The organism is Cupriavidus gilardii (assembly GCF_017598945.1).
GTDB lineage: Bacteria > Pseudomonadota > Gammaproteobacteria > Burkholderiales > Burkholderiaceae > Cupriavidus > Cupriavidus gilardii_E.
Window position 1 is genome coordinate 85,505 of sequence record NZ_JAGFTW010000028.1, and the last position, 12,226, is coordinate 97,730.

A 12,226-nucleotide genomic window follows, 5' to 3' on the forward strand; every position below is an offset into this window, starting at 1 on the left:
CGCCGGACGCGCTCACCCCTTGCGCAGATAGGTCACCAGCCGATCGATCACCGGGGCATTGCGCCGGGTCATCAGACTGACCAGGATGGCCACGGCAAACCCGGCCGGCACGCCGAACGCGCCCGACGCGATCGGATCGACGCCGAACCAGCGGTCGCCGAAGATGCCGGTCATCCGCGTGAAGAACGGGTAGTTGACGAAGATGTAGTAGATCGACACCGACAGCCCCGCGAGCATGCCGGCGAACGCGCCGGCCGCGGTGGTGCGCTTCCAGAAGATCGCCAGCACCAGCACCGGGAAGAAGCTCGAGGCCGCCAGCGAGAACGCCGCGCCGACCAGGAACAGGATGTTGCCCGGCCGCAGCGAGGTCACGTAGGCGGCGAACAGCGCCACGCCGAGCAGCAGGATCTTGGCGGTGGTCACGCGCCGCTGCTGGCTCGCGCCGCGATCGACCATGTGATAGAAGACGTCGTGCGACAGCGCGTTGGCGATCGTCAGCAACAGCCCGTCCGCGGTCGACAGCGCCGCGGCCAGCGCGCCCGCTGCGACCAGTCCGGAGACGACGTACGGCAGGCCCGCGATTTCCGGCGCGGCCAGCACGATCATGTCCGGCTGGATCATGATCTCGGCCCACTGCACGATGCCGTCGCCATTGACGTCGCGGATGCCGAACACCGGCGGGTCGATGCGCCGCCATTGCGTGACCCAGGCCGGCAGATCGGCATAGGGCGTGCCCACCAGATGATGCAGGAACTGGTACTTGACCAGCGCCGCCAGCGTGGGCGCGCTGACGTACAGCAGCGCGATGAAGAACACCGCCCAGGCCACCGAATTGCGGCTCTCCTTGACCGAGGGCGTGGTGTAGAGCCGCGTCAGGATATGCGGCAGGCTGGCGGTGCCGAGCATCAGGCAGAACGTCAGCAGCACGAAGTTCAGCCGCTCGGTCTTGCGCTCCGCCTCCGACGGCGACGGATAGGGCTCGGTGGCGGGCACCGGCGGCTGGCTGCGCGCCAGCGCCTCCTCGCGCTGCTGCGTCCATTGCTGCAGCGCCGCGGCCGAATCGGCCGGATACTCGGCGCGCTCGCGCTCGACGGCCTTGATCTCGCGTAGCGGCGCATTGCGCGCGCGCAGCTCCAGCAGCCGCGCATTGAGCTGGTCGCGCACCTCGTCGAACGACTGCGGCAGCCGCGCGATGCGTTCCTGCAGCGCGATCGCCTGCTGCCGGTAGTGCTCCCGCACCGCTAGCTCGGCCGGATCGCGCAGCAGCTCGCGCTCGCGCTGTCCGACGTCGGTCAGCACCGTGCCGTAGCTCAGCTGCGGCACCGCCTCGCCGTGATGCTTCCACGCGATCATCGATACGGTGACCAGAAAGGCCACGATCATCACGATGTACTGCGCGACCTGGGTCCACGTCACCGCGCGCATGCCGCCAAGGAACGAGCAGACCAGGATGCCGGCCAGGCCGAAGAACACGCCGACGGCGAAGTCCACGCCGATGAAGCGCGTCACCACCAGCCCGACGCCCTGGATCTGCGCGACCAGATAGACAAAGGAACACAGCGAGGCGGCCAGCACCGCGATGCCGCGCACCGGCAGATTGCCGCCCGGCTTGCCGTTGCCGTAGCGCGCGGCGAGAAAGTCGGGGATGGTGTAGCCGCCGTACTTGCGCAGATACGGCGCGAGAAGGAAGGCCACCAGGCAGTAGCCGCCGGTCCAGCCCATCACATAGGCCAGCCCCTCGTAGCCCGACGCGAACAGGATGCCGGCCAGGCCGATGAACGACGCCGCGCTCATCCAGTCGGCGGCGATGGCCATGCCGTTGAACATCGCGGGCACGCGCCGGCCCGCGACATAGTATTCGTGCAGGTCCGCGGTGCGGCAGATCAGCCCGATGCAGGCGTAGATCGCGATCGTGATGAACAGGAAGACGTAGCCGAGCCAGAGCGCGTCGGCGTTGGATCGCTCGAGCAGCCCCATCATGCCGATGAAGCCGAACAGTCCGAGCGTGAACAGGCCGTAGTACAGCAGCAGCCGGCGGCGAAAGCGCGACTGGGCTTGGGCCATGGGCAGGGGCGTGGGAAGCAGCGAAGGCGAAGAGACGTGCCGCGGCGAAACGCAAGCGGGCGCCGTGACATCGGCGCCCGCTTCGCGCGGCGGCGCTTACTTGGGCTGCCGCAGCTGTTCGAGGATGGCGGGGTTCTCCAGCGTGGAGGTGTCCTGCGTGATTTCCTCGTTCTTGGCCAGCGACCGCAGCAGACGGCGCATGATCTTGCCGGAGCGCGTCTTCGGCAGGTTGTCGCCGAAGCGGATGTCCTTCGGCTTGGCGATCGGCCCGATTTCCTTGGCGACCCAGTTGCGCAGCTCGTTGGCAATCTGCACGGCTTCCTCGTCGGTCGGACGCGCGCGCTTGAGCACCACGAACGCGCAGATGGCCTCGCCGGTGGTGTCGTCGGGACGGCCGACCACGGCGGCCTCGGCGACGATCGGGTTGGCCACCAGCGCCGACTCGATCTCCATCGTGCCCATGCGGTGGCCCGACACGTTGAGCACGTCGTCGATACGGCCCATGATGGTGAAGTAGCCGGTCTCCTTGTCGCGCACCGCGCCGTCGCCGGCCAGATAAAGCTTGCCGCCGAGGTCGGCCGGGAAATAGCTCTTCTTGAAGCGCTCCGGATCGCCCCAGATGGTGCGGATCATCGCCGGCCACGGGCGCTTGACCACCAGGATGCCGCCGCTGCCGTTGGGCACGTCCTGGCCGGTCTCGTCGACCACCGCGGCCATGATGCCCGGCAGCGGCAGCGTGCACGAGCCCGGCACCAGCGGCGTCGCGCCCGGCAGCGGCGTGATCATGTGGCCGCCGGTCTCGGTCTGCCAGAAGGTATCGACGATCGGGCAGCGGCCGCGGCCGATATTCTCGTGGTACCACATCCACGCCTCGGGATTGATCGGCTCGCCGACCGTGCCGAGCAGGCGCAGGCTCGACAGGTCGTACTGCTTCGGATGCACGGCCTGGTCGGCCTCGGCCGCCTTGATCAGCGAACGGATCGCGGTGGGCGCGGTGTAGAACACGCTGACCTTGTGGCGCGCGATCATGTCCCAGAAGCGGCCGGCGTTCGGATAGGTCGGGATGCCCTCGAACATCAGCTGGGTCGCACCGGCTGCCAGCGGGCCGTAGGCGATATAGGTGTGGCCGGTGACCCAGCCGATGTCGGCGGTACACCAGTACAGGTCGTCCGGCTTGATGTCGAAGGTCCACTTCATCGTCATCAAGGCCCACAGCAGATAGCCGCCGGTGCTGTGCTGCACGCCCTTGGGCTTGCCGGTCGAGCCCGAGGTGTACAGCACGAACAGCGGATGTTCGGCATCGACCGGGTCGGCCTCGCAGGTCTCGGGCTGGCCCGCGCAGACCTCGTCGAGCCAGCGGTCGCGGCCTTCGACCCAGTTGACGTTGCCGCCGGTGCGGCGATAGACCACCACGTGCTTGACCGCCTCGCAGCCGCCCAGCGCCAGCGCCTCGTCGGCGATGGCCTTCAGCGGCAGCGCCTTGCCGCCGCGCATCTGCTCGTCGGCGGTCAGCAGCGCCACCGCGCCGACGTCGACCAGCCGCTCCTGCAGCGACTTGGCGGAGAAGCCGCCGAACACGACCGAATGCGTGGCACCGATACGGGCGCAGGCCTGCATCGCGCAGACGCCCTCGATCGACATCGGCATATAGATGACGACGCGATCGCCCTTCTTGATGCCGAGCGCCTTCAGGCCATTGGCCAGCTGGCACACGCGCGCATGCAGTTCGCGATAGGTGACCCTGGTGACCGTGCCGTCGTCGGCCTCGAACACGATCGCGACCTTGTCGGCGTTGCCGTTTTCGAGATTGCGCTCCAGGCAGTTGTACGAGGCATTGAGCTGGCCGTCCTCGAACCATTGGTAGAACGGCGCGTTGCTCTCGTTCAGGACCTTGGTGAAGGGCTTGGCCCAGACCAGCTGCTCGCGGGCATGGCGCGCCCAGAAGCCCTCGTAGTCGCGCTCGGCCTCTTCGCACAGCGCGCGGTAGGCGTCCATGCCGGAAATGGCGGCGCTCTTGGCGAACGATTCGGGTGGGGGGAATACGCGATGCTCTTGCATCACCGATTCGATGGCGGACATAGCTCGTCTCCTGAAAGGCCGGATATGGCTTCGATACTTTGGCCGCAACGCTACGCTGCGCGGCTTACTGCAACCTGACGGTGTCCTGGCATCGTCACGCGCATCGGCATGCGATCCGCACGCGCGCCGTTGGGCGGAAGGCGCATTGCATTGCAGCAATGGTGGCGCCAGCGCCTGGCGCGCGCAGCGTTGGCATGTGAAGCCTAAGCCTTAAGGCTAGCACAGCTATAATCGCCCGGCGCGTGCGATGGCGCGCCGAACGCGTCGATCATGCGGCGTGCCACCGACCAACAAACCCGTGCCCCCTTCCGTTCCCCTGAATGCCCTGCTGCTGGCCGCCTCGATGGCGCTGGTCGGCAGCAATGTCGGCCTCGGCAAGGCGATCGTGGCCCATGTGCCGATCCTGCTGTTCGCGCTGCTGCGCTTCGTGATCGCCATCGTCTGCCTGTCGCCGTGGTATCGGCCCGCGCGCATGCGCCGCGTGTCCCGCCGCGAATGGTGGAACCTGTTCCTGCAGGCCTTCTTCGGGACCTTCCTGTTCACGCTGCTGATGCTCGGCGGCGTGCGTCTGACCAGCGCGATGTCCGCCGGCGTCATCACCAGCACCATTCCCGCCACCGTGGCGATCCTGTCGTGGCTGGTGCTGCGCGAACGGCTGTCGCGCCGCACCGTGCTGTCGGTGCTGCTGGCGGTGGCCGGCATCGCGGTGCTCAATATCGCCCGCAGCGGCCAGCAAGGCGGCGGCGGCAGCGATGCGCTGCTCGGCAACCTGATGGTGATGGGCGCGGTGGTCTGCGAATCGATCTACGTGATTCTGTCCAAGCGGCTGGCGCAGACCCTGGCCGCGATCGAGATCTGCGCCTATACGCATCTGATCGGCGGCCTGCTGATGCTGCCGCTCGGGCTGGTGCCGCTGCTCGACTTCGATGCGAGCGCCGTGCCGTTGCATGTGTGGGCCATGGTGCTGTGGTACGCGCTGTCGGCCAGCGTGTTCTCGTTCTGGCTGTGGATGAAGGGCATCCGCCATGTACCGGCGCAACTGGCCGGCGTGTTCACCTCGGTGCTGCCGATCGCGGCGGCGGTCTACGGCATCGTGTTTCTCGGCGAGACGCCCGGCTGGGCGCACGGCGTCGCGCTGGTCTGCGTGCTGGCGGGCATCGCGCTGGCGAGCTGGCCGGGGAAACTGGCGCGTGCCGCGGCGAAACGAGGCGCTGGGACAGACGGGATCGCCGGCACCGAGTCCGCCGGCATCGAATCCGATCACGGCGCCACGGTACAATCCCGCGGCCGCTGACCGACGTGCCGCTGCTCGTGGCGGCGCCTGAGCGCGCGTCACTGCCGCGCGTCACTGCCGTATCGAGCAACGCAAACCCCAACGCAACTCCATCAAGCAAGGACCATGGCATCGAACTTATCGCCGGAGCCGCATCGGATGCGCCCGATTCCCCGTCTGATCTTCGCCTCGCGCTGGCTGCAGCTGCCGCTGTACCTGGGCCTGATCGTCGCGCAAGGCGTCTACGTCTATCACTTCCTGATGGAGGTCTGGCATCTGCTGGCCCACGTCACCGAGTACGACGAGAACAAGATCATGCTGGTGGTGCTGGGCCTGATCGACGTGGTGATGATCTCCAATCTGCTGATCATGGTGATCGTCGGCGGCTACGAGACCTTCGTGTCGCGGCTGGGCATCGACAACCATCCGGACGAGCCCGAATGGCTGGACCACGTCAATGCCGGCGTGCTCAAGGTCAAGCTGTCGATGGCGCTGATCGGCATCTCGTCGATCCATCTGCTCAAGACCTTCATCGACGCGCCGCAGCGCGACACCCATACGATCATGTGGCAGGTGGTGATCCACGTCGCCTTCCTGTTCTCGGCGATCGCGATGGCGTGGGTCGACAAGCTGATCACGCATTCGCATCCGGCGCTGCACGATCGGGGCCTCTGACCCGGCGTGCGCACCGAAGCAAAACCGCGGCCCCCAGCCGCGGTTTTTTATTGCGCCGCGGTTGTGGACCGTTTGTCCGATATTCGCGCGCGATGTGAAATTAAAGCCACTTTTGATGGCGGACGGCGGGCCGCCGTCCGGGACGCGTCTGGCAAGCGGGTGTATGATTCGGGCGGAATTTTCGTCCGCTTTTGTCCGACTGCCCTCCCCCACAAGACATGACCGTCATCAAGCAAGAAGACCTGATCCAGAGCGTCGCCGACTCCCTGCAGTACATCAGCTACTACCACCCGATGGACTACATCACCAGCCTGGGCCGCGCCTACGAGCTGGAACAGAGTCCGGCGGCCAAGGACGCGATCGCGCAGATTCTGACCAACAGCCGCATGTGCGCCGAAGGCAAGCGCCCGATCTGCCAGGACACCGGCATCGTGACCGTCTTCGTCAAGGTCGGCATGGACGTGCGCTGGGACGGCGCCACCATGGGCCTGACCGACATGATCAATGAGGGCGTGCGCCGGGGCTACACCCACCCCGACAACGTGCTGCGCGCCTCGATCGTCAATCCGCCCGAAGGCGGCCGCAAGAACACCAAGGACAACACGCCCGCGGTGATCCACTACGAGATCGTGCCGGGCGACAAGGTCGACATCCAGGTCGCAGCCAAGGGCGGCGGCTCGGAGAACAAGTCCAAGTTCGTGATGCTGAACCCGTCCGACTCGATCGTCGACTGGGTGCTCAAGACCGTGCCGACCATGGGCGCGGGCTGGTGCCCGCCCGGCATGCTGGGCATCGGCATCGGCGGCACCGCCGAGAAGGCGATGGTGATGGCCAAGGAATCGTTGATGGAATCGATCGACATCCAGGACATCATCGCCCGCGGTCCGAAGGACTGGATCGAGGAACTGCGCGTCGAGCTGTACGAGAAGGTCAATGCGCTGGGCATCGGCGCGCAGGGCCTGGGCGGCCTGGCCACCGTGCTGGACGTCAAGATCATGGCCGCGCCGACGCACGCCGCGTCCAAGCCGGTGGCGATGATCCCGAACTGCGCCGCCACCCGCCACGTGCACTTCACGCTGGACGGCAGCGGCCCGGCCAGGCTCGAAGCGCCGGACCTGTCGCAGTGGCCGCAGGTCCAGTGGGCACCGAACACCGAGACGTCCAAGCGCGTCGACCTGAATACGCTGACGCCCGAGGAAGTCGCCTCGTGGAAGCCCGGCCAGACGCTGCTGCTCAACGGCAAGATGCTGACCGGCCGCGATGCCGCGCACAAGCGCATCGCCGACATGCTGGCCAAGGGCGAGAAGCTGCCGATCGACTTCACCAACCGTGTGATCTACTACGTCGGTCCGGTCGATCCGGTGCGCGACGAAGTGGTCGGCCCGGCCGGCCCCACCACCGCGACGCGGATGGACAAGTTCACCGAGACCATGCTGTCGCAGACCGGCCTGATCGCGATGATCGGCAAGGCCGAGCGCGGCCCGGTGGCGATCGAGGCGATCCAGAAGCACAAATCGGCCTATCTGATGGCCGTCGGCGGCGCGGCCTACCTGGTCTCGAAGGCGATCCGCGGTGCCAAGGTGCTGGCCTTCGAAGACCTCGGCATGGAAGCGATCTACGAGTTCGACGTCAAGGACATGCCGGTGACGGTGGCGGTCGACAGCAGCGGCACGTCGGTGCACAAGACCGGTCCGGCGGAATGGCAGGCGAAGATCGGGAAGATTCCGGTCGCGGCGGTTTAAGGTCGGTGGCGATCGGGCGATCGCAATAGCGGTCGCCCCGTACCATCCACCGCCCTTGCCCTCTCCCCGACCCTCTCCCGCAAGCGGGAGAGGGAGCACACACCGGGCAATCTCCAACGCGATCGGTTTGCTCCCCTCTCCCGCTAGCGGGAGAGGGAGCACCTGGCAGCCTTGCCGACTGGTATCGGTTTGCTCCCCTCTCCCGCTTGCGGGAGAGGGGCCGGGGGAGAGGGCAAGCCGTGCTCTCTCTCTGTTGCGCTAGCCCCTTCCTCCCGTGTCCCCCTCCCCCATCGGCATCTTCGATTCCGGCCTCGGCGGCCTGTCCGTGCTGCGCGAGGTTCGCGCGCTGCTGCCGCACGAAACCCTGCTCTATCTGGCCGACTCGCGCTATGCGCCCTATGGCGACAAGCCGCAGCCGTTCGTGCAGGCGCGCACGCTGCAGGCCTGCGAATGGCTGGCGGCGCAGGGCTGCAAGGCCCTGGTGGTGGCCTGCAACACGGCCACCGCGCACGGCATCCAGACGCTGCGCGAACGGCTGGCGTTGCCGATCGTCGGCGTGGAACCGGGATTGAAGCCGGCGGTGGCAGCGAGCCGCAGCAAGGTGGTCGGCGTGCTGGCCACAGCCAATACGCTGGCGAGCGACAAGTTCGCGCGGCTGCTGCATTCGCTCGAGGACCAGTGCCGCTTCGTCTGCCAGCCCGGCGGCGGACTGGTGGCGCGCATCGAGCAAGGCGATGTCGACGGGCCGCTGGTTCGCGAACGGCTGCAGACGTGCCTGGCCCCGATGCTCGAAGCCGGCGCGGATACGCTGGTGCTCGGCTGCACCCACTATCCCTTCTTGAGCGAAACGATCCGCGACCTGATCGGCGAGCGGATGACGCTGATCGACACCGGCGTGGCCGTCGCGCGGCAATTGCAGCGCAAGCTTGCCGAGCACGGGTTGGCGGCGGACGGTGTCACTGGCGTGGAGCCTGACGCCAATCCGATCGCGGTGGCGCGCTACTGCACCACCAGCGACGCCGAACATCTGCGCCGGATGGCGCGGGCGCTGCTGCACGTCGATGCGGCGGCGGAAACGGTGGTCATCGAACCGGCGCCGATCGCGCCCTGATCTCGCGGTCGTTCGCGCGGCTTTGCGCGCGGGGCCGCCAGCCGTTGTTGTCTCAGCGCACGAAGCCCACCTGACGGCGCTCCCTGACCTCCGGCTTGACCGCATGTTCCTGGCGCAGCTGCGCGAGGAATTCGTCGGGCGTCAGCGCTTCACCCAGCAGCGCGCATTGACGCTTGACGGTGGCGAAGTCGCCCGGCGTCAGGCCGTCGAGCGAAGCGAGTTCGCGCCGCATCGCATCGTCGAGTGCCGACGCATCGCCGTCCAGCGCCTCGTCGACGAACATCGATTCGCGCTGCGCCGGCAGCAGCGGCATGAAGCGGATCTTGAACGAGAAGCGGCGCAAGGCGGCCTCATCGAGCCGGTCGAACAAATTGGTGGTGCAGACGAAGATGCCGTTGAAGCGCTCCATGCCCTGCAGCATCTCGTTGACCTCGGACACCTCGTAATTGCGCACCGCCTGCTGGCGGCTCTGCATGAAGCTGTCGGCCTCGTCGAGCAGCAGCACGGCGCCGTCCTCCTCGGCGCGCGCGAACATCGCCGCGATCTGCTGCTCGGTTTCGCCGACGTACTTGCTCATCAGGTCCGAGGCGCGCCGGATCATCAGCGGCAGCTCCAGCGCGGCGGCGATATGCTCGGCCAGCGCCGTCTTGCCGGTACCCGGCGGACCGTAAAAACACAGCGTGCCGCGGCGCCGTGCCTGCAGCGCCTGGATGATGCGCTCGACGCGATAGCGGGTTTCCAGATTGAGCCGATCGAGCCGGTAGTGCGTGACCACCGGCCGTGTCTCGGCTTCGGGCCGTAGCCCCATCGCCCGGTCGGCGTGCTCGAGCTGGCGCAGGATCAGCGTCTCCACCGGCTCGCCGATACCCGGTTGAGCGAGCTGCACGAAGCGCGCGGCCGACTGCACCTGTGCCGGCGTCAGCGTGCGGCGCGCCGCCAGCGAGGCGATGAAGGCATCGCTGACCGCCAGTCCGCCAAGATGCTTGCGGATGATGTTCTCGCGCACCTGCGGCGGCGGAATGCGCAACTCGAGATGGAACTGGAAGCGGCGCAGATAGGCCGGATCGATCTGCCGAATCGAGTTGGAAATCCAGATCACCGGCACCGGATTGCGCTCGAGCGTTTGGTTGACCCAGGCCTTGCCGTTGACCGAGCCGCGCGTGTCCTCCTGGCCGAACAGGCTCATCAGTTCGCGCGCCGAGCCGGGAAATACGTCCTCGACTTCGTCGAACAGCAGCGCGGTATTGGCACGGCCGCGCAGAAAGGCCTGCGAAACCTGCAGCGAGCGATAGCGGTCCTTGCCCGACAGGCTGTTGCCGTCGCGGTCCAGGCAATCGACCTCGTACAGTTCGCAGCCGGCCTCGCGCGCGAGCAGCCGCGCAAATTCGGTCTTGCCGGTACCGGGCGGCCCGTAGATCAGCACGTTGACGCCCTCGGCATGCTGGCGCGTGGCGTTGGCCAGCAGCGCGGTCAGATAGCGGGCGTCGCTCTCGACATGGGGGTAGTCGGTGCTCGACAGCGTCGGCGGCGCGGCCGGCCGCGTGAACACCGCCATCATCTCGGCCTCGTCGGCGTAGTTGCCGAGCAGCACATGCAGCAGCCGATCGGACAGCCGCATCAGGTCGCCCAGATCGGTCACGCTGTTCTCGGGGAGCGGCTGCTCGATCAGATTCAGCGTCTCGAGCCGCGAGCCCGGCCGCAGCGACGCGGCGACCTGCGCCGCGGTGGCGCCGGTCAGCCCGGCCAGGATCTGGAAGGCCTCCTGGCTGTGCGCGACCTTGCAGTCGACCATCACCGCGCGCAGATCGCGCTTGTACTTGGCCAGCGCGGCGAACAGCAGCAGCTTGCGCTCGTGATCGGGCAGGTCCAGCACGTGGCTGAGCATGTCGATATTGCGCACCAGCAGCACGCGCTCGCCATCGAGGCGCGCGGCCAGCGCGGCGGCCGATACCTCGAACACGGTGAACATGTCCTTGGCATGGTGCTTGACGTACTCGTCCAGGTAATAGAACAGCGCCCCCTCGTCGAAGGCGCTGTTCCACTGGCCGTGCCGCTCGAGAAATTCTTCTGGGCTGAGCCGCCCCGCGCCGCGCCAGGCCGGCATGTCGGCGCAGCGCGCGGCGAGGAACCGCTGCACGCGCATCACCACGCCATAGGGCCAGACCAGCTCCTGCGCGCTGACCGTCAGCACGTCGTTGATATTGCTGCGCAGATTGAAACGCGGTCCGAGCGCGCAAACGACGCGCAGCGCGAACTGGGCGCACATCCAGTCGAGCGCCGTGGTAGCGCCCGCCCCGGGGGCCGCGCGCAACAGCGCCGGCCGGTCCTCTTCGATGCTGCGGGTGAAATCCATGGGCAAGGCTCCTCGTCCCGGACGAGCGACGGGAGGACCGTCGCCGCCGCTTCCTTCGCCGTTTTTTCGCTTGGTTCTTGGCCTGCTTTGCCGCCGTTCCTGCCGCGTGCGTTTTTGCTGACCGCTATCGCCTGCTGTTTCGCCTGCTTTTTCCCCTTTGTCGTGCCGGCCGCCTGCCGGTTCACCGGCCCCTTTTTCGTATGCTAGCTCGCTTTGCCGGGCGCAGTTAGTCGGGGCGACCCCGCAGCACGTCCTGCCACCCAGCCCGCCGGCTGACCCGCCCGCCAACAGGGTCATGTGGCGAGAAGGCCGACAAATAGGAATCATTATCGTTTATACTCTCGCGCTGACACGCTGCCAGAGAGTGGCGCTCCCCCGGGCTTTGACTTTGAAGGAGCGTTTATCATGGAACTGCTGATTAGCCTGCTGGTTGGTTGCGGTATTTCGCTGGTGCTGTTTCGCCGTAAATAGATCGCCATAGATCGCTGTAGATCGCTGGAACGGCTGCAGACCAGCCGAATCGCATACCCGATGCCGCCGTTGGGCGGCAGGCCGCGCCTGCAACGCCGATTAGCCGAAATTTGTTGTCTCACATGTTCGATCAACGTTTCCTGAAGATCACGCTTGCCGTTCTGCTGTTCCACGCCGGCCTGCTGTATCTGATCCAGAGTGGGCTCGCGCGCAAGATGACCGAAGCGGTGATCGCGCCAGAAATCATCGCCCGCATCATTCCGCTGGAACCGCCGCAGCAGCCGGCACCGGAGCCGCCCAAGCCGCAACCGAAGCCGGAGACGCCGCCCAAGCAGGTCAAGGTCACCAAGCCGACGCCGCAGCCCAAGCCGCAGCCGAAGCCCGAGCCGCGGATCGAACCGACACCGGCGCTGCCGCCGACGCCGACCGCGGTCGAAGCGCCGCCCGCACCGCCGGCC

At 67.1% G+C, this 12,226-nt stretch carries 7 protein-coding genes and 1 pseudogene; 5 read left to right on the forward strand and 3 right to left on the reverse strand.

The window, feature by feature from the left end; genetic code table 11:
• Positions 1-12 precede the first annotated feature (12 nt).
• Together J5T34_RS10290 and acs are read right to left on the reverse strand one after the other, a co-directional pair.
• Complete coding sequence (locus tag J5T34_RS10290; protein WP_208579663.1) at positions 13-2,064, reverse strand: sodium:solute symporter family protein; 2,052 nt, start codon at positions 2,062-2,064, stop codon at positions 13-15.
• A 96-nt stretch (positions 2,065-2,160) separates the two neighbouring features.
• Complete coding sequence (gene acs, locus J5T34_RS10295) at positions 2,161-4,143, reverse strand: acetate--CoA ligase (protein WP_208579664.1); 1,983 nt, start codon at positions 4,141-4,143, stop codon at positions 2,161-2,163.
• Positions 4,144-4,420: 277 nt separating this feature from the next.
• Between acs and J5T34_RS10300 the strand changes: the two genes are divergently transcribed.
• The 4 genes from J5T34_RS10300 (at position 4,421) to murI (ending at position 8,944) form a co-directional block, all read left to right on the forward strand.
• On the forward strand, positions 4,421-5,437 hold the full coding sequence (locus J5T34_RS10300) for a DMT family transporter (RefSeq protein WP_347880644.1): 1,017 nt from the start codon (positions 4,421-4,423) through the stop codon (positions 5,435-5,437).
• 105 nt (positions 5,438-5,542) lie between these two features.
• Positions 5,543-6,091, forward strand: a complete 549-nt coding sequence (locus J5T34_RS10305; RefSeq protein WP_208579666.1) for a TIGR00645 family protein — start codon at positions 5,543-5,545, stop codon at positions 6,089-6,091.
• A 218-nt stretch (positions 6,092-6,309) separates the two neighbouring features.
• A complete protein-coding gene (locus J5T34_RS10310) occupies positions 6,310-7,833 on the forward strand; it encodes a fumarate hydratase (RefSeq protein ID WP_208579667.1) in 1,524 nt (507 codons plus the stop codon).
• Between the two features lie 274 nt (positions 7,834-8,107).
• Positions 8,108-8,944 (forward strand): glutamate racemase, encoded by an 837-nt coding sequence (murI, locus tag J5T34_RS10315; RefSeq protein WP_208579668.1) that lies wholly within the window; start codon positions 8,108-8,110, stop codon positions 8,942-8,944.
• A 52-nt stretch (positions 8,945-8,996) separates the two neighbouring features.
• On the opposite strand, the gene J5T34_RS10320 is transcribed toward murI, so the two are convergent.
• Positions 8,997-11,297 (reverse strand): AAA family ATPase, encoded by a 2,301-nt coding sequence (locus J5T34_RS10320; RefSeq protein WP_208579669.1) that lies wholly within the window; start codon positions 11,295-11,297, stop codon positions 8,997-8,999.
• Between the two features lie 593 nt (positions 11,298-11,890).
• Here J5T34_RS10320 and J5T34_RS10325 point away from each other — a divergent pair.
• Positions 11,891-12,226 (forward strand): annotated as a pseudogene (locus J5T34_RS10325) (energy transducer TonB); the annotation flags it as partial.